Genomic DNA, 18,851 nt, shown 5'->3' on the forward strand with positions numbered 1-18,851 from the left:
ATTAGGACAATGTCATAAACATATAATGTCTCACTTAATGAAGAAGGATAAGGTTTTTCCTAATTTAACAATGCAGGGGGAAAGAGCCGTGTAATTTGTTAATTTAAAAAAGCCTTAGAAATTAAAAATACATTATTTCATAGTGTAGCTGTATTTTATTTTCGCTGCTTATTAGAGTTAGCTGAATGAATTTTAGTTTTGCATGATCGGGAGGGGATCAGACTTGGAAAAAGTAGATATTTTTAAAGATATCGCTGAACGAACTGGTGGCGATATATACTTAGGAGTAGTTGGGGCAGTAAGAACAGGTAAATCTACTTTTATTAAAAAGTTTATGGAACTTGTTGTACTACCTAATATTGATAATGAATCAGATAAAGCACGTGCTCAAGATGAGCTGCCGCAAAGTGCAGCAGGGAAGACAATTATGACAACTGAGCCAAAATTCGTTCCTAATCAAGCTGTATCGATTCATGTTGATGAGGGACTTGATGTAAATATTAGATTGGTAGATTGTGTCGGTTATACTGTACCTGGAGCAAAAGGCTATGAAGATGAGAATGGACCGCGCATGATTAACACACCATGGTATGAAGAGCCGATTCCATTCCATGAAGCGGCAGAAATCGGTACTCGTAAAGTAATCCAGGAACATTCAACAATCGGCTGTGTTATTACGACAGACGGTTCCATTGGAGAAATTCCGCGCAGAGACTATTTAGAAGCGGAAGAACGAGTTATTGAAGAGCTGAAAGAAGTCGGGAAGCCATTTATTATGATTATTAATACTGTTCATCCGCATCATCCTGAGACGGAAGCTCTTCGCCAGCAATTAAATGAAAAATATGATATTCCAGTGCTTGCGATGAGTGTAGAGAGCATGAGGGAATCAGATGTAATGGCTGTTCTCAGGGAATCATTATATGAGTTCCCAGTGCTCGAAGTGAATGTAAACTTACCTAGCTGGGTGATGGTTTTACGTGATAACCACTGGCTGCGTGAAAGCTATCAGGAAGCTGTTAAAGATACGGTGAAAGATATTAAAAGACTGCGTGATGTTGATCGTGTAGTGGGCCAATTCAGCGAATATGACTTTATTGACCGTGCGAGCCTGGCAGGTATTGAAATGGGGCAGGGAATAGCGGAAATCGATTTATACGCACCAGATAATTTATACGATCAAATCTTAAAAGAAGTAGTTGGAGTAGAAATTCGGGGAAAAGACCATCTTCTTCAGTTAATGCAAGATTTTGCTTATGCTAAGGCAGAGTATGATCAGGTTGCAGATGCGCTCCGAATGGTGAAGCAGACTGGATATGGAATTGCCGCACCGGCCCTTGCGGATATGAGCCTTGATGAGCCTGAGATCATTCGTCAAGGATCAAGATTTGGTGTTCGCCTCAAAGCGGTAGCACCATCCATTCATATGATTAAAGTGGATGTTGAATCTGAGTTTGCTCCGATCATCGGAACGGAAAAACAATCGGAAGAACTAGTTCGCTATTTAATGCAAGATTTTGAAGATAATCCATTATCCATTTGGAATTCTGATATATTTGGACGCAGTTTAAGCTCGATTGTAAGAGAAGGAATCCAGGCGAAGCTTTCCTTAATGCCGGAAAATGCACGCTATAAGTTAAAAGAAACATTGGAGAGAATTATAAATGAAGGATCTGGTGGATTAATTGCGATCATACTATAAAACCTACCCTTAGGCTGCCTATATGGCGGCCTCATTTTTATGGAAAAACGACTTTTTTTCCTTTAAATTACAAATTAGATAAAAAACAGGAGCGTATGTTCTAAAAAACAGTGCAAATAGTTGATATTATTGGATTTTTAGAGTAAAACTCTCTTGATTCGAAAAGACAGTTGTGTTAATCTTTTAACAGAAATCTTTTCCTGCATTATCAAGTACATGAAAATTAGGGTATATTGCTAGTGAAAAGAATGCAACAAAACATATTTGTTGTTTATTAATTTAACGCTCATTTTATATGATTGATGTATAGAAATAGTACAATCTGTAAAGAAATGTATGTATAGATTGTAATCCATCCCTCTTTGGGAGGAGGTGAAAGGCATGAATAAAACAGAACTTATCAACGCAGTAGCAGAAGCTAGTGAACTCTCTAAAAAAGACGCAACTAAAGCTGTTGATGCTGTTTTCGATACAATTTTAGATACACTTAAAAATGGTGATAAAGTACAATTAATTGGTTTTGGGAACTTCGAGGTGCGTGAGCGTGCAGCTCGTAAAGGTCGCAATCCACAAACTGGTGAAGAAATTGAAATTGCTGCTAGCAAGGTGCCTGCATTTAAACCAGGTAAAGCACTTAAAGATGCTGTTGCTGGGAAATAATATACTTTTAAAGTAGATTATACATAAATGCTATTTCTTCATAAGAAAGCCCCTTTAAAAGGGGCTTTTCATTTGTTGTTGGCTGAACACTATTTTTTGCTTTTATAGTAAATAATATGCTAGAATCTGAATCAAATATAAAAATGAAAATATGTAATAGATGCTTTTCGTTCGTCTAAAGTTATTTGTTTCGATGTCTTCTGTAAAAAAGGTGATTAAATCAAAGGGGGTGCAGTTCTGATTGCTAAAAACTTAGTAATCAGGATGGTAAATGAAGCAAGTTAATTTAGAGCAAATTGAAGATGCAGTAAGACTTATCCTGGAAGCGATCGGAGAAGATCCGAACAGGGAAGGTTTATTAGATACTCCAAAGCGTGTTGCCAAAATGTACGCAGAAGTTTTTTCCGGATTGAACGAAGATCCGAGTGAATACTTTAAAACCGTTTTTGGGGAAGATCATGAGGAATTAGTGCTGGTGAAAGATATTCCTTTCTATTCTATGTGTGAGCATCATTTAGTTCCTTTTTACGGCAAAGCACATGTGGCTTACATACCGAAGGATGGAAAGGTTACTGGACTTAGCAAGCTTGCCAGAGCTGTTGAAGCTGTTGCTAAAAGACCGCAATTGCAAGAAAGAATTACATCAACAATTGCTGACAGTATTACAAATTCACTGGAACCGCATGGTGTAATGGTCGTTGTAGAAGCAGAACATATGTGTATGACGATGAGAGGAATAAAAAAACCGGGTGCACAGACAATAACCTCAGCTGTTCGAGGCATTTTTAAACATGATGAGGCTGCAAGAATGGAAGTACTGTCACTAATTAAGTAAAGGGAATAAATTTACATATATAACTAATACTACTTAGGATGGCGGGTGTATATAAAAATGAGCCAAAAAAATGACTTTGTCGTCATAAAGGCAATTGAAGATGGTGTTAATGTCATCGGATTAACAAGAGGTACGGATACTAGATTTCATCATTCTGAAAAATTGGATAAAGGTGAAGTAATGATTGCTCAGTTTACAGAGCATACATCTGCAATCAAAATTAGAGGAAATGCAGTTATCCAGACATCCGTGGGAGAAGTACAAAGCGAATCGCGTAAGTAAGCAGAAACTCTGCTTTATTTGCGTTTCTTTTTATAGTAATTCCAATTTATATGATATAATTAAAATCGTCGATTTTTCTTTTTTATCTTTGCTAGCATTTCGAATAACACATCTATAGACAGTTCGTATGTGAAAATGGGGACAAGGGTGATATAAATTGCAAGACATGTATACAAAATTGGCTGAAATAAAGAGGAAGATAGAGAAAAGGTGTGCACATCCTTTTTTGATGAAATATCTTTCGAAGCCGAAAATTGATGAAGATAAGTTATTCCTTTTTCATGCAATTTTCAATGAATTAAATGAAACAGATCAAGTGAAAGAAAATTATATTATCGTGGCAATGCTCGTACAAATCGCCCTTGATACCCATGATGAGGTAACAAACTCTGATCAAATAAAGCAAAGCGAGTTCGTAAAGAGACAGCTTACAGTTTTAGCAGGGGATTATTTCAGTGGCCTTTATTATTCTATTTTATCTGGGATAAAAGATATTAAAATGGTTCGAACGTTAGCAACGGCAATAAAAGAAATAAATGAACATAAAATTAAAATTTATGAAAACGCGGAAACAGACCCGTCCGCATTAGTTGAAAGTTTATTAGTTATTGAATCTGGTTTATTTCAAAAGATATCCGAATCGTTTCATTTCGATTTATGGAAAAAATTAACCTTTCACTTTCTGGCGTATAAAAGGCTGGCAGCAGAAAGGTATAATCCTTTATTGGACAGCTCATCGATTCACCATTTTGAATATGGTCGAATAATCGCTTCTCCTAATATCTCTCAAGATGATTTTGATGAACAAATGAATTATCATTTTAATGAATCAATAAATCTTTTAGAAAATCGCCAGTTTCATTCAGCCGTATTAATAAATGCATTGAAGGAAAGATTACATTCCATTCGTTTTAACGAAGAGATTTGTTTAAATAAGACCGTGGAAGAAGGTTCATAATATGCAGCAATCTAAGGAAGAAAGAGTTCATCATGTTTTTGAGAAGATTTATAAAAACTATGATAAAATGAATTCAGTTATTAGTTTTCAGCGTCATGTCGCTTGGCGCAAAGATACAATGAAACGTATGAATGTGAAAAATGGTCAGTCCGCATTAGATGTTTGTTGTGGAACTGCTGACTGGACGATTGCTCTGGCAGATGCTGTAGGTAAAAATGGAAATGTGATCGGTCTTGATTTCAGCAAAAATATGCTGGCAATTGGAAGAGAAAAGGTAAATGACCTTGAATTGGATAATGTTAAACTGATTCATGGAAATGCAATGTCGCTCCCTTTTGAGGATAACAGCTTTGATTTTGTAACGATCGGCTTTGGCCTAAGGAATGTGCCTGATTATATGCAAGTTTTAAAGGAAATGTATCGAGTAGTGAAACCTGGTGGGAAAGTAGTATGTTTAGAAACTTCTCAGCCAACGCTACCTGTATTTAAGCAGCTGTACTTTTTTTATTTCCGCTACATTATGCCTATGTTTGGAAAAGTATTCGCTAAAAGTTATGAAGAATATTCATGGCTTCAAGAATCTGCACGTGATTTTCCAGGAATGAAAAAATTAGCAGAAATGTTTAAAGAAGCAGGATTTGACCATGTGGAAGTGAAAGCATACACAGGTGGAGTAGCAGCGATGCATATGGGACATAAAAGGCGATAAGTAGTGAGGCTGGCTCATATCGAGTCAGCCTCATATACTTAATGAAGAGTTTACTAAAAATTCAGCATTTAAGGTGAATCGAATGAAATTAAAAACATTGTATTCGTTTTTTGGTACAGATTTAGACATAATTGAAGAAGAACTAAAGAGAATAACGGCTTCAAATTATCCGCTTATTACAGAAGCGAGCTTAGAGCTGATTGAAGCGGGAGGGAAAAGAATTCGTCCCGTATTTGTTTTACTGTCAGCAATGTTTGGAGCATATAATATCGATGTTGTAAAACATGTTGCAGTAGCTCTTGAAACGATTCATATGGCATCACTCGTTCACGATGACGTCATTGATGACGCAGATATTAGAAGAGGAAAGCCCACGATTAAAGCGAAGTGGAATAATCGGATTGCGATGTATACAGGAGATTATTTACTCGCAAGTTCACTTGTTGCGATGACAAATATCGAAAACCCGGAAGCTCATAAAATTTTATCAAAAACGATGGTGGAAGTATGCCTTGGTGAGATTGAGCAGATTAAAGATAAATATAATTATGAACAGTCTCTCCGTACATATTTGAAGAGAATAAAGCGTAAAACAGCGCTTCTCATTGCGGTTAGCTGTCAATTAGGGGCCGTTTCAGCAGGGGCATCAGAAGACCTGCACCGAAAGCTTTACTGGTTTGGATATTTTGTTGGAATGTCCTTCCAAATAACCGATGATATTCTAGACTTTACTGCAACGGAAAAAGAGCTTGGGAAACCTGTAGGCAGCGATCTTCTGCAAGGAAATATTACTTTACCAGTATTATTTGCGATGAAAGATGCGGACATTCGGGCAGAAATAGAAAAGGTTTCGGCGGAAACAACAGCTGATGAATTAAAGCCAATTGTTGAAAAAATTATTCGTACAGATGCGATTGAAAAATCGTATGCTCTGAGTGAATTATATTTAGAAAAAGCTTTTGCTATATTGAAATATTTGCCGAGAGGGCGAGCTAAATCAACGTTGAGCAGTATTGCAAAGTATATTGGAAAAAGAAAATTTTAACAATATATTCACCCCATTGTTGCGAAATAAATGATAAAATGGTAATATTTACTTACAGGTAAGGTTAATACATAATTCTCAGTGGGGTGGAAAATTGAATATGGAAAAAACATTCTTAATGGTAAAACCCGATGGTGTTCAACGTCAGCTTATCGGAGAAATTGTTGCCAGATTTGAAAGAAAAGGCTTACAATTGATAGGTGCTAAGCTGATGACCATCCCTGTTGAAACGGCTGAACAGCATTACGGTGAACATAAGGGGAAACCTTTTTTTAACGATTTAGTTAATTTTATCACTTCAGGGCCGGTATTTGCGATGGTTTGGCAAGGTAAAGATGTGATCGAAATCAGTCGTCAAATGATCGGAAAGACAAATCCAAAGGAAGCTTTGCCAGGAACAATTCGCGGTGACTATGGAGCCTTTTTAAGTAAAAATGTTATTCATGGTTCGGATTCATTACAAAGTGCAAAGCGTGAAATTAATCTTTTCTTTAAAGAGGAAGAATTAGTAGCATACGATAAGCTTATGAATAAGTGGATTTATTAAAAAGCTAGCAAATGCTAGCTTTTTATTTTTTTGAAAATATGACAAATTTAAATGAATTTAAGCTATACTAACATTATGTAATCAGCTGTATTAGGAGAGTTGACGATGGTTGATCAAGACTATGAACAATTTATAAGGAATATTAAAGCAAAAACGGGTATTGATTTATCGCAGTATAAAGAAGCGCAAATGAAAAGAAGACTTACTTCTTTATATGAAAAACGAGGTTTTAAAAACTTTAACGGCTTTTACCAAGGTCTTTTAAGTGAGAAGGAGCTCTTTTATGAGTTCTTGGATCGAATGACGATTAATGTGTCTGAATTTTATAGAAATTATAAAAGATGGCAAGTGCTCGAAGAAAAGATTATTCCGAAGCTGCTCGAAAAAAACAAAAAGCTGAAAATTTGGAGTGCAGCGTGTTCAACCGGAGAAGAACCGTATACGCTCGCAATGATTTTGTCGAAATTTCTTCCTTTATCAGGAGTGCAGATTTTAGCAACAGATATCGACGAAAACGTAATTGCAAGAGCAAAATTAGGTTTATATCCTGAGAGATCACTTCAAGAAGTACCTAAGGAAATGAAAGCGAAATACTTTGTAAAAGAAGGAACAAATTATAAGCTGGATAATGAGATTATAAAAGCTGTCCGCTTTAAGAAGCAAAATTTATTAGCTGATCCATTTGAAGATAATTTTGATTTAATTGTTTGCCGCAATGTATTAATCTATTTTACGGAAGAAGCAAAGGAACTTTTATACGTAAAATTCAGCAAAGCATTGAAAGATGGCGGTGTGTTCTTTGTTGGAAGCACTGAGCAAATATTTAATGCAGAACGATATCAATTTGCATCAATTGAGACATTTTTTTATCAAAAGAATTAAAACATTCTATTTTTTTTCGCTATAATATGATATATTTCTACATAAAAGCGTTAGCGCGTTGAAGGGAGAGAGTGCATAATGAGGTATTTAACAGCCGGTGAATCTCACGGTCCTCAATTAACAGCTATTATTGAAGGTGTTCCAGCAGGACTGCCGATTACAAGAGAGGACATTAATGCAGACTTAGCAAGAAGACAAAAAGGGCATGGCCGCGGCCGCAGAATGCAGATTGAAAAGGATCTGGTGCAAATAGTCGGGGGAGTAAGACACGGGAAGGCTCTCGGTTCTCCGATTTCTTTAGTCGTTGAAAATGATGACTGGAAACATTGGACAAAAATTATGGGAATAGACCCGATTACTGAAGAAGAAGAACAAGAGGTTAAACGTCAAATTTCGAGACCGAGACCAGGACATGCGGACCTTTTAGGTGCGATAAAATACGGTCATCGTGATATGAGAAATGTACTTGAGAGATCTTCTGCACGTGAAACAACAGTTCGTGTTGCAGTTGGTGCTGTAGCAAAAAGAATATTAGCAGAGCTCGGAATTAAAGTTGTCGGACATGTACTTGAAATCGGCGGAATCAGAGCGGAAAATACAGATTATAAAAATATCGATGAACTTCTTGAAGTAACGGAAGAATCACCAGTTCGCTGTTATGATAAAGAAGCGAGCCTGAAGATGATGGAAGCGATCGATACAGCGAAGCAAAACGGCGATTCAATCGGTGGAATCGTAGAAGTAGTTGTTGAAGGCATGCCAGCTGGAGTCGGAAGCTATGTACATTATGACCGCAAGCTTGACAGCAAACTTGCTGGAGCAATGGTTAGTATCAATGCATTTAAAGGCGTTGAATTTGGAATCGGCTTTGAAGCAGCAAGAAAGCCGGGAAGTGAAGTGCATGATGAAATTCTTTGGTCAAAAGAAGAAGGATACTACCGCAGAACGAACCGTCTAGGTGGATTAGAAGGCGGTATGTCAACAGGTATGCCAATTGTTGTCCGTGGTGTAATGAAACCTATCCCAACACTTTATAAACCGCTTCAAAGCGTTGATATTGAAACGAAAGAGCCGTTTACAGCAACGATTGAAAGATCTGACAGCTGTGCTGTTCCAGCCGCGAGTGTTGTTGCAGAATCAGTTATCGCATGGGAAATTGCTAACGCAATCGTTGAACAATTTGGCTTTGACCGCATTGATCTTATTAAAGAAAATATTGAAAAAATGCGTGAGTACTCGAGGGGATTTTAATGGAAAGAGTAACGATTCAAACGACATCTGACCGCTATGATGTTTTAGTTGGAAAAGGACTTATAAATGATCTTATTACTCTTTTAGAAACAGTCTCTCCATCAAAGGTACTAATCGTGACTGACTCTGTTGTTGATCAGTATTTTGGAGATGAAGTGCTTCAAAAAGTGAGCGAGCATTTCCATGCCTTAAAATATGTTGTTAAAAGCGGGGAAGAATCAAAATCTTTTGAAGCGTACTATGATATTCAAACATTTGCATTGCAAAATGAATTTGATCGTAAATCAGCACTCATCGCATTAGGCGGCGGTGTTATCGGTGATTTGGCAGGATTTGTTGCGGCAACATTTATGAGAGGGATTCCTTTTATTCAAGTGCCAACGACATTGCTTGCTCATGACAGTGCGGTCGGCGGGAAGGTTGCGATTAACCATCCTGAAGGAAAAAATATGATCGGGGCTTTTTATCAGCCGATTGGCGTTATATATGATATTAATTATTTAGCAACTTTGCCTGCTGATGAATTCCGCTCAGGATTTGCTGAAGTAGTAAAACATTCTTTTATACGAAATGAAGAACTTTATCAGTTTTTACTTGAAAATGTTCCCACATTAGAAAATGTTTCTGACACTGTGTTGCAGAAGATGATCATTGAAGGAATTAAAGTGAAGGCAGAAGTTGTTTCTGAAGATGAGAAAGAACTTGGGGTTCGTGAAATTTTAAACTTCGGGCATACGTTGGGACATGCTATTGAAGCGGAACTTGGCTACGGGAAAATTTCTCATGGTGACGGTGTTGCAATCGGAATGCTGTTTGCCCTTTCGTTAAGCAAACAGCTATTGAATGAAGAGCTTCCTTATGAACAACTGAAACAATGGTTTAAACAGCTCGGATTTCCGACAAAAGTTCCTGATGAGCTTTCGACGGAACAATTAATAAACCGAATGAAGAGAGATAAGAAATCTCTTTCTAATAAAATAAAAATGATCTTATTACAATCTATCGGGGTAACTACATCTAAGGTCTTTACATCAGATCAGTTGGAAAGTTATCTGAATGAGTGGAGACAGGAGGAATAGGCGTGGTAAGAGGGGTACGCGGTGCGATAACAGTCGAAGTTAATGAGGCGGATCATATTATTGATGAGACAGAGCATTTACTTTCAGAAATGATTGAAAAAAACAACATCATCCCTGAAAATGTTGCTTCAATCCTCATTTCTGTAACAGATGATATAAATGATGTTTTTCCTGCAAAAGCAGTTCGTAAGTTTGAAGGCTGGGAGTATGTACCGATTATGTGTATGCAGGAAATACCAGTAGTAAATGGTCTTAAAAACTGTGTGAGAGTACTGATGACGGTGAACACAGATATAGAACAAAAACAAATTCAGCATATTTACTTAAAAGATGCTGTACAATTAAGACCGGATTTATCCAGTTCTATCGATAAATAATATTGACAATAAAAGTGAAATTATAATACGATAGATGAAAGAAAAAAGGTTTTACAAGTTTAGATGAGTATAGATAGCTGAGAATGGGTTAGTTTAGCTGAGGTTTTTTAACAATTGCATAGGTCTACCCAAAAGCGGTTTTCGCTTTTGGGTTTTACTGTATATTATATTGTGTTAATATAGTATATTTGTAGATTTTTATGCTTTCTTCCACTTTACAACCTCCTAATTTCCTCATTCTCCAAAAATATTGGAGGAGTGAGCTTATGAAAACTTCGTCGTTTTCTTCATTTTGTGAAAATAGTAAAACATATAAAACAATCCCAATTGTGAAACGTTATATTGCGGATACTTTTACCCCAATCCAACTTTTTCAACTTTTTAAAGAGGAAGCTGTTTATTTATTAGAGAGCAAAGATTCTGAATCAAGCTGGTCCCGTTATTCTTTTATCGGTTTGAACCCGTTTTTATTTGTAGAAGAGCAGGATGGAAGCTTCATTTTAAAAAATGAACAAAAAGAAATGATTAAACAGTCCGATTCTCTTACGAATATTTTTAAAGATTTACAAACTTATTTACAAATTAAATTGCCGGAATTAGATATTCCATTTGTCGGCGGGGCTGTCGGCTATATCGGCTATGATACAGTAACCATTTTAGAAAAAGTCGAAGAGCATAAAGAGAATGATGATAAACAGTCTAAATGTTTATTCTTCGTTTGTGAAACGATTATTGCATTCGACCATCAGGATAAACAGCTTTATTTCATCCATTACGAGCGACTCGAAGGAAATGAAAATGAAGCAAGCCTAAGAGCGGTGTATGAACTCGCAGAAGGCAAGTTAAGTAAATACCTCAGCATGCTGAAACAGAAGGAACAGCCTGAACAGCTGCCAATGCCGTATTTGAATCAAGATGAACTTGATTTTGAACAAATAAAATCAAATTACGGAAAAGCTAAGTTTTTAGAAGATGTAGAGAAAGTAAAAGAATATATCAGGGCTGGAGATGTCTTTCAAACGGTTCTTTCGCAAAGATTTGAGGTGCCGATTAAGACTGATGGCTTTTCATTATACAGAATTTTAAGAATTGTTAATCCATCACCATATATGTTTTATATAAAATTTGATGATACAGAGCTTGTCGGAAGTTCACCGGAGCGTCTTGTTCATATTCAAGATAAGCATTTGGAAATCCATCCGATTGCAGGAACGAGAAGAAGAGGAAGAACTGCTGAAGAAGATGAGAAATTAGCCGTTGAGCTAAGAAATGATCAAAAAGAAATAGCCGAGCATTATATGCTTGTCGACCTTGCAAGAAATGATCTTGGGCGTGTTTCTGAATATGGATCAGTAAAAACTCCAACATTAATGGAACTGGGAAAATTCTCACATGTGATGCATCTTATTTCGAAAGTGACTGGACAATTAAAAGAAGAGGTCCATCCGGTTGATGCTCTGCTTGCATCATTCCCAGCTGGAACGGTATCAGGGGCACCGAAAATTCGGGCGATGCAAATTATTAATGAATTAGAGCCGACACAAAGAGGCTGCTATGCTGGAAGTGTTGCATACATCGGATTTGATGGGAATATTGACTCATGTATTACAATTCGGACAATTACAGTGAAAGATAATACTGCTTATGTTCAGGCAGGAGCGGGAATTGTTGCTGATTCTATTCCAGAGCTTGAATGGAAGGAAACATGTAATAAAGCAAGTGCTGCCTTAAAGGCGATCCAATTAGCTGAATCGATTTTCGAAGAGGAGGGCTTAAAGAAATGAAACAATTACTAGCGAGATGTATTGAAGGAAAAACATTGATCGAAGCGGAAGCAGAATATGTAATGGATCAAATTATGACTGGTAATGCAACATCAAGCCAAATCGCCAGCCTTATTTCGATTTTGCGATTCAGAGGGGAAACTGTAGATGAGATCGTCGGTTTTGCTAAATCGATGAAAAATCATATGAAAGCTTTAAATTGTCCTTTTGATCTCGTTGATACATGCGGGACAGGCGGGGACGGCGCATCAACATTTAATATTTCAACAGCTGCTGCACTCGTTGTATCCAGCTTAAAAGTGAAAGTTGCAAAACACGGAAACCGTGCATTTTCTTCAAAGAGCGGAAGTGCTGATGTTCTTGAAACACTTGGGATTAATATTCAGACGACAGAGGAAGAAGCAATTGAAAGCTTAAAAAATGATAATATGACGTTTTTATTTGCACCGATGTTTCATTCATCAATGAAGCATGCTGTTACACCGAGAAAAGAGGTCGGTTTTAGAACAGTGTTTAATATATTAGGACCTTTAGCAAATCCGGCTAATGCAAAAAGACAGGTCATTGGTGTTTTCTCAACTGTGTATGCTGAGAAGCTGGCATATGCGCTTGAACGATTAGGTGCAGAACATGTTCTCCTTGTTACCGGCCATGACGGTTTAGATGAAATTTCTATTACATGTCCAACAGATGTTGTTGAATTAAAGAACGGCAAAATAACAAAGTATACTGTCAGCCCTGAAGAGCTTGGCTGTGAATCTGGTAATTTATCAGAAATCCAAGTGGCAGATTCGTTAGAAAGCGCAAAATTAATTCGTGATATTTTCAGCGGGCAAGGTCCTGAAAGTGCGGTAAATATCGTTGCTTTAAATGCGGGTGCAGCCCTTTATGTTGCGGGAAAAGTGGATAATTTAAAAGACGGAGCACTTATGGCGAAAGATGCAATTAACAGCGGAATTGCATTGGAACAGTTAAATGCGCTTACGCGGAAACGAGAGGAAAATTATGCTTAATAAAATTTTAGAAACGAAGAAAGAAGAGATTAGCCGATTAGTTCTGCCTGAAGAAGGACAATTTACGAAAAGATCATTTTATGATGCCCTGAAAAATCCGAATCGTCATATCGGTCTCATTGCTGAAGTGAAAAAAGCATCACCTTCAAAAGGTTTAATTAAAGAAAATTTTCACCCGGTTGAAATTGCACTTGCTTATGAAAAAGGCGGTGCAGACTGTCTTTCAGTTCTGACTGATGTCCAGTATTTCCAAGGGGCTAACGATTATTTAACAGCAGTAAAAAATGCTGTAAACATACCTATTTTACGAAAAGATTTCATTATTGATGAGCTTCAGATCGAAGAAGCAAGAAGAATCGGGGCAGATGCTATTCTTTTGATCGGTGAAGCACTTGAAGCTGAGAGATTAAAAGAGCTTTATGATGATGCTCATTCAAAAAATCTTGATGTTCTTGTAGAAGTCCATGATATCGAAACATTAGAACGAGTGCTGAAAGTATTTACACCGAAATTATTAGGAGTAAATAATCGCAATTTAAAAACATTTGAGACGAATATTCATCAATTAAAAGAAATTGCACAATTAATTCCGAAAGATACTTTATTAGTAGGAGAAAGCGGGATTTATACGAAAGAAGATCTAGATACAGTGAAGAGCTACGGGGCCTCAGCTGTTTTAGTCGGTGAATCTCTTATGAGAAAAGAAAATCAGACAGAAGCAATAAAAGAATTGTACGGAGAGATTGTAAATGGTTAAACCATTATTAAAATACTGCGGAATACGCTCCTATTCTGATCTGCAAACTGTTGCTTCATCACAGGCAGATTATCTCGGATTTATTTTTGCAGATAGTAAAAGAAAAGTAGATTCAAAAGAAGTGAAAGAGTGGCTTCAAAAAGTAAATATTAATGGGAAAAAGATCGTCGCAGTTTTCGTTAATGCGACGATTGAACAGATTGAAACGGTATATCAAGATATTAAAATGGATGTCGTTCAATTTCACGGTGACGAACCTGTTTCTGAAATGAATGAAATTAAAAATAAGCTTAATGTTGAAATTTGGAAAGCTTTACATCAACATTCTGAGACAGAAGAAGAGATGATAAGCTATCATAATATAGCAGACGGTTTTGTTGTTGATTCGAAAGTGAAGGGTCAGCGCGGCGGTACAGGTGTAACATTTGACTGGACAGTCGTTCCGAAATTTACAGAAATCGCAAAAAGATATAATAATAAACTATTTATTGCAGGCGGAGTAAAGCCGGATAATATTGAAAAGCTACTAGACTATCATCCAATTGGAATTGATTTATCAAGTGGGATAGAATTAGATGAACGGAAAAATAAAGAGATGATCAACGAGTTAGAAGAGAGGATGTTAAACTATGTACGCATATCCTGATAGAAATGGACGTTACGGAGAGTTTGGCGGTAAATTTGTTCCTGAAACAATTATGCAGCCTTTAATTGAAATCGAGAAAGCTTTTGAGGAAGTTATGCAGGATGAAAGCTTTTTTGAGGAATATAAATTTTTATTAAAAGAATATTCAGGCAGACCGACTACATTAACATTTGCCGGCAATGTGACGGAAAAATTAGGCGGAGCAAAAATCTATTTGAAACGGGAAGATTTGAACCATACCGGTGCTCATAAAATTAACAATGCGATCGGACAGGCGCTTCTTGCAAAGAGAATGGGCAAAACGAAAGTAATTGCTGAAACAGGAGCAGGCCAGCATGGTGTAGCGACAGCGACGGTTGCAGCAAAATTCGGCCTTGAATGTAAAGTATTCATGGGTGAAGAAGATATAAGACGCCAGCAGTTAAATGTATTTAGAATGAGATTATTAGGTGCGGAAGTAGTCCCGGTTTCAAGCGGAAATGCAACATTGAAAGATGCAACAAATGAAGCATTCAGATACTGGGTGCAAAACTGTGAGGATCATTTTTATATTATCGGATCTGTAGTTGGTCCCCATCCATATCCATACATCGTAAGAGAATTCCAAAAAATAATCGGGGAAGAAGCGAAAAAGCAATTTCTTGAAAGAGAAAACAAGCTTCCTAATAAAGTAGTTGCCTGTGTTGGCGGCGGAAGCAATGCAATTGGAATGTTTAAAGCATTCATCGACGAAGATGTACAGCTGATCGGCTGTGAAGCTGCGGGACTTGGTGTAGAGACGAACGAGCATGCAGCAACGATTACAAAAGGAAGCGTCGGAGTTATTCACGGTTCACTTACTTACTTATTACAAGATGAATATGGTCAAATAACAGAACCTTATTCTATTTCAGCAGGTCTTGATTATCCAGGAATTGGTCCTGAACATGCCCATTTAGCACATAGCGGCCGTGTTCAGTATGAAGCTGTTACAGATAAAGAAGCACTGGAAGCATTAGAGCTGCTTACGAAAGAAGAAGGTATTTTACCTGCAATTGAATCAGCACATGCATTGGCACGTGCATTTGAACATGCAAAATCAATGAATAAAGATGAAACAGTTTTAGTTTGCCTTTCCGGCAGAGGGGACAAAGATGTTCATACATTAATGACTTATTTTGAGGAAGGAGAAAATAATGACGCTAACTAAATTTAAAGAAATGCTGCCAAAAACAGATCATTTATTCATCCCTTTTATAACAGCAGGCGATCCTAATGGAGAAGCAACAATTGAAATTGCACTGGCACTTCAAGAAGCTGGTGCATCTGTTATTGAGCTTGGAATTCCTTATTCAGATCCAATTGCAGACGGTCTTGTTATTCAGAGAGCATCGGCACGTGCGCTAAGCAATGGAATGAATATCGTAAAAGCGATGGAACTTGTTCCCGAAATGAGAAAAAGAGGACTAAATATCCCAGTCGTTCTGTTCAGTTATTATAATCCTGTGTTACAATTAGGTGAAGAAAACTTTTTCGCTTTACTGCATAAAAACATGATTGATGGCGTATTAATTCCAGATATTCCTTTCGAAGAGAGTGGACAAATCCGTCTAAAATGTAAAGAGAACGGGATTGCTTTTATTACACTTGTAGCGCCGACATCCACTTTAAGAATAAAGACACTCGTTGAAAATGCGGAAGGATTCGTTTACTGTGTATCTTCTTTAGGTGTAACTGGTGTTCGTAATGAATTCGATAAATCAATTACTTCCTTTATTGAAGAAGTAAATAAGTATAGTAAAGTGCCAGTCGCTGTTGGTTTCGGTGTATCAACGAAAGAGCAAGTAGAAGAAATGAATAATATATGTGACGGCGTTATTATCGGAAGTGCCTTAATGAAAGAAATTGAACGTTTAAATGAAGGATTATCAAGCGAAAATACACGTGAACAAGCAGTAGAAGAGTTCAAAAACTTTGCAAAATCGTTAATCAGCTAAAAGATCGGAGGGTGTTTTCCTTTGCAAATTAAAGAACAGTTATTAGGTTTAAAACCTTATCAACCAGGAAAACCGATTGAGGAAGTACAAAGAGAATATAATTTAACAAAGGTAATAAAGCTTGCTTCAAACGAAAACCCTTATGGTTCGTCACAGCTTGCAAAAGAAGCAATCAAAGAGGAATTAGACCAGCTTGGGCTTTATCCGGACGGATACAGTGCAGCTTTACGTACAAAGCTTGCAAATTATTTAGAAGTGAAGGAAGAAGAACTGATTTTTGGAAACGGTTCTGATGAAATCATCCAAATTATTTGCAGAGCTTTACTAGATCAGCAATCAAACACAATTATGGCGACACCATCATTCCCGCAGTACAAGCATAATGCAGTTATTGAGGGTGCTGAAATTCGCGAAGTTCCTTTGAAGAATGGGATGCATGATTTAGATACAATGTTAAATAAAATCGATGAGCATACGAAAATTGTTTGGGTATGTTCACCGAATAACCCTACTGGAACATATGTGACACGTTTATCATTGCTGTCATTTTTAGAAAAAGTGCCTTCACATGTTTTAGTAGTAGTTGATGAAGCATATTATGAATATGTTGGCGCGGAAGATTATCCGGAAACAGTTCCGCTTATTAATAAATACCCTAATTTAATGGTTTTAAGAACATTCTCGAAAGCTTACGGTCTTGCAGCTTTACGTATCGGATATGGAATTGCCAATGCAACGTTTATCCGCCAGATTGAACCGGCAAGAGAGCCGTTTAATACGAGCAGAATCGCACAGGCAGCGGCAATAGCAGCAATTGATGATCAGCAGTTTATTGCAGACTGTGTAGAAAAAAATAATAAAGGCTTACAGCAATATTATGATTTCTGTGCAGAAATGAATTTAACATATTATCCATCTGAAACAAACTTTATTTTAATTGACTTTAAACGTGATTCTGATGAGCTATTCCAGGCATTGCTTGAAAAAGGATATATCGTAAGATCAGGTAATGCTTTAGGAGTGCCGGGAAGCTTAAGAATTACAGTTGGTTCTGAAGAACAAAATGCAGAAATTATTGATGTTTTAAAAAATTTCCTTAAATGAAATGTTACAAAGAGGTGATTGAATGGATCACCTCTTTGTTGAAGAATGAGGAAATGAATTTAACTAGTCGTATAAAAGGTGGTTACAATGGGGAAGACAGTTTATATTATTGGCCTTGGTTTAATTGGCGGTTCGATCGCATTAGCTATTAAGCGCGATCATCCAGATGTACATATCATCGGGTATGATATAAATAAGAACCAATGTTCATTAGCAGAAAAGATTGGTGTTATTGATGAATGCTCGGAAACAAAGCTGCCTGATTTAGAGCATGTTGATGTGATTTTTATTTCAACACCTGTTGAAGAAACATTAAAAATTATTCGTGAATTAAAAGATGTAAAACTTAAAAAAGGTGTTATTATTACAGATGTAGGAAGTACAAAAGAAAAAATTATTCAATGTGCAGAACAAGAGTTAAGCGATCGGGAAATTGTTTTTATCGGTGGACATCCAATGGCTGGCTCCCATAAATCAGGTGTTGTTGCTGCAAGGCCTCATTTATTTGAAAATGCATTTTATATTTTTACACCGACTGAGAAAGTACCGGCAGAAAAGATTGAAGAGCTTATTGATTTAATAAAAGGGACGAAGGCCAATTTTATTGAATTGTCACCAGTTGAGCATGATCAAATTACCGGTGTTATTAGCCATTTCCCGCATATTGTAGCTGCAGGATTAGTTTTTCAGGCTGAGAAGTATGAAGAGAAGTTCCCGCTCGTAAAAAGACTCGCCGCAGGCGGTTTCAGAGATATTACGAGAATAGCTTCGAGCAATCCTGCAATGTGGAGAGATATACTTATTCATAATCGAAACTCTTTATTACAATTATTTGACGACTGGATCGAAGAAATGAATCGTTTAAAAGAGTTTGTCGCAAAAGAGCAGGGAGATGAACTATTTTCCTACTTTAATAATGCAAAGCAGTACCGCGATGAATTGCCTGAAAAGCAAAAAGGAGCAATCCCGTCATTTTATGATTTATATATAGATGTACCGGATTATCCTGGTATTATTTCTGAAGTGACTGGTTATTTAGCGAAGGAAGAAATAAGCTTAACGAATATTAGAATTATTGAGACGAGAGAAGAAATATACGGTGTTTTAAGACTTAGCTTCCAAACGGAGAGAGACCGTGAAAATGCGATAAAATGTATTAGTAAGTATTCAGATTATGAAACATTTATTGTATAAGGTAAGGTGAAACTTCCATCAGTGGGTGGTTCTTCATCCCGCATTGATGG

At 36.9% G+C, this 18,851-nt stretch carries 20 protein-coding genes; all 20 read left to right on the forward strand.

Translation table 11 applies throughout. From position 1 onward, the window contains the following. The first annotated feature begins 223 nt into the window (after positions 1-223). The 20 genes from spoIVA (at position 224) to BFA01S_RS09065 (ending at position 18,801) form a co-directional block, all read left to right on the forward strand. Positions 224-1,702 (forward strand): stage IV sporulation protein A, encoded by a 1,479-nt coding sequence (gene spoIVA / locus BFA01S_RS08970; RefSeq protein ID WP_066228679.1) that lies wholly within the window; start codon positions 224-226, stop codon positions 1,700-1,702. A 381-nt stretch (positions 1,703-2,083) separates the two neighbouring features. Next, a complete protein-coding gene (gene hbs, locus BFA01S_RS08975) occupies positions 2,084-2,362 on the forward strand; it encodes a non-specific DNA-binding protein Hbs (protein WP_066228682.1) in 279 nt (92 codons plus the stop codon). A gap of 271 nt (positions 2,363-2,633) precedes the next feature. Next, complete coding sequence (gene folE, locus BFA01S_RS08980) at positions 2,634-3,197, forward strand: GTP cyclohydrolase I FolE (protein ID WP_066228685.1); 564 nt, start codon at positions 2,634-2,636, stop codon at positions 3,195-3,197. Between the two features lie 57 nt (positions 3,198-3,254). Continuing rightward, positions 3,255-3,479 carry a trp RNA-binding attenuation protein MtrB gene (gene mtrB, locus BFA01S_RS08985; protein ID WP_066228687.1) on the forward strand — a complete coding sequence of 75 codons (225 nt, stop codon included), beginning with the start codon at positions 3,255-3,257 and terminating at the stop codon, positions 3,477-3,479. A 229-nt stretch (positions 3,480-3,708) separates the two neighbouring features. Continuing rightward, positions 3,709-4,437 (forward strand): heptaprenyl diphosphate synthase component 1, encoded by a 729-nt coding sequence (locus BFA01S_RS08990; protein WP_235843000.1) that lies wholly within the window; start codon positions 3,709-3,711, stop codon positions 4,435-4,437. A 1-nt stretch (position 4,438) separates the two neighbouring features. After that, positions 4,439-5,146, forward strand: coding sequence for a demethylmenaquinone methyltransferase (menG, locus tag BFA01S_RS08995; RefSeq protein WP_066228693.1), 708 nt, complete (start codon positions 4,439-4,441; stop codon positions 5,144-5,146). A gap of 82 nt (positions 5,147-5,228) precedes the next feature. Then, the gene (hepT, locus tag BFA01S_RS09000) at positions 5,229-6,191 is read left to right on the forward strand and encodes a heptaprenyl diphosphate synthase component II (protein WP_066228696.1); all 963 of its coding nucleotides are present in this window, start codon (positions 5,229-5,231) and stop codon (positions 6,189-6,191) included. A 100-nt stretch (positions 6,192-6,291) separates the two neighbouring features. After that, positions 6,292-6,738, forward strand: a complete 447-nt coding sequence (ndk, locus tag BFA01S_RS09005; RefSeq protein ID WP_066228699.1) for a nucleoside-diphosphate kinase — start codon at positions 6,292-6,294, stop codon at positions 6,736-6,738. A gap of 105 nt (positions 6,739-6,843) precedes the next feature. Beyond that, the gene (locus BFA01S_RS09010) at positions 6,844-7,620 is read left to right on the forward strand and encodes a CheR family methyltransferase (protein WP_066228702.1); all 777 of its coding nucleotides are present in this window, start codon (positions 6,844-6,846) and stop codon (positions 7,618-7,620) included. A gap of 78 nt (positions 7,621-7,698) precedes the next feature. Beyond that, entirely contained in the window at positions 7,699-8,871 is a 1,173-nt protein-coding gene (gene aroC, locus BFA01S_RS09015; RefSeq protein WP_066228705.1) for a chorismate synthase, read from the forward strand. Continuing rightward, entirely contained in the window at positions 8,871-9,950 is a 1,080-nt protein-coding gene (aroB, locus tag BFA01S_RS09020) for a 3-dehydroquinate synthase (RefSeq protein ID WP_066228707.1), read from the forward strand. The genes aroC and aroB overlap by 1 nt, the downstream gene beginning before the upstream one ends. Positions 9,951-9,952: 2 nt before the next feature. Continuing rightward, positions 9,953-10,327: a chorismate mutase gene (aroH, locus tag BFA01S_RS09025; protein ID WP_066228710.1), complete on the forward strand. Its 375-nt coding sequence runs from the start codon at positions 9,953-9,955 to the stop codon at positions 10,325-10,327. Positions 10,328-10,593: 266 nt separating this feature from the next. Continuing rightward, complete coding sequence (gene trpE, locus BFA01S_RS09030; RefSeq protein WP_066228713.1) at positions 10,594-12,111, forward strand: anthranilate synthase component I; 1,518 nt, start codon at positions 10,594-10,596, stop codon at positions 12,109-12,111. After that, positions 12,108-13,124: an anthranilate phosphoribosyltransferase gene (gene trpD, locus BFA01S_RS09035; RefSeq protein ID WP_066228716.1), complete on the forward strand. Its 1,017-nt coding sequence runs from the start codon at positions 12,108-12,110 to the stop codon at positions 13,122-13,124. The genes trpE and trpD overlap by 4 nt, the downstream gene beginning before the upstream one ends. Beyond that, positions 13,117-13,881 (forward strand): indole-3-glycerol phosphate synthase TrpC, encoded by a 765-nt coding sequence (gene trpC, locus BFA01S_RS09040; protein ID WP_066228719.1) that lies wholly within the window; start codon positions 13,117-13,119, stop codon positions 13,879-13,881. Before trpD ends, trpC begins: the two co-directional genes overlap by 8 nt. After that, positions 13,874-14,527, forward strand: a complete 654-nt coding sequence (locus BFA01S_RS09045; protein WP_066228724.1) for a phosphoribosylanthranilate isomerase — start codon at positions 13,874-13,876, stop codon at positions 14,525-14,527. The genes trpC and BFA01S_RS09045 overlap by 8 nt, the downstream gene beginning before the upstream one ends. Continuing rightward, positions 14,511-15,716, forward strand: coding sequence for a tryptophan synthase subunit beta (gene trpB, locus BFA01S_RS09050; protein WP_066228726.1), 1,206 nt, complete (start codon positions 14,511-14,513; stop codon positions 15,714-15,716). The genes BFA01S_RS09045 and trpB overlap by 17 nt, the downstream gene beginning before the upstream one ends. Further along, positions 15,703-16,503: a tryptophan synthase subunit alpha gene (trpA, locus tag BFA01S_RS09055; RefSeq protein WP_412758771.1), complete on the forward strand. Its 801-nt coding sequence runs from the start codon at positions 15,703-15,705 to the stop codon at positions 16,501-16,503. The genes trpB and trpA overlap by 14 nt, the downstream gene beginning before the upstream one ends. A 21-nt stretch (positions 16,504-16,524) precedes the next feature. Then, positions 16,525-17,607, forward strand: a complete 1,083-nt coding sequence (hisC, locus tag BFA01S_RS09060; RefSeq protein ID WP_066228729.1) for a histidinol-phosphate transaminase — start codon at positions 16,525-16,527, stop codon at positions 17,605-17,607. A gap of 87 nt (positions 17,608-17,694) precedes the next feature. Continuing rightward, positions 17,695-18,801, forward strand: coding sequence for a prephenate dehydrogenase (locus tag BFA01S_RS09065; RefSeq protein ID WP_066228732.1), 1,107 nt, complete (start codon positions 17,695-17,697; stop codon positions 18,799-18,801). Positions 18,802-18,851 lie beyond the last annotated feature (50 nt).

This window comes from Metabacillus fastidiosus NBRC 101226, from assembly GCF_001591625.1.
GTDB classification, from domain to species: domain Bacteria; phylum Bacillota; class Bacilli; order Bacillales; family Bacillaceae; genus Metabacillus; species Metabacillus fastidiosus.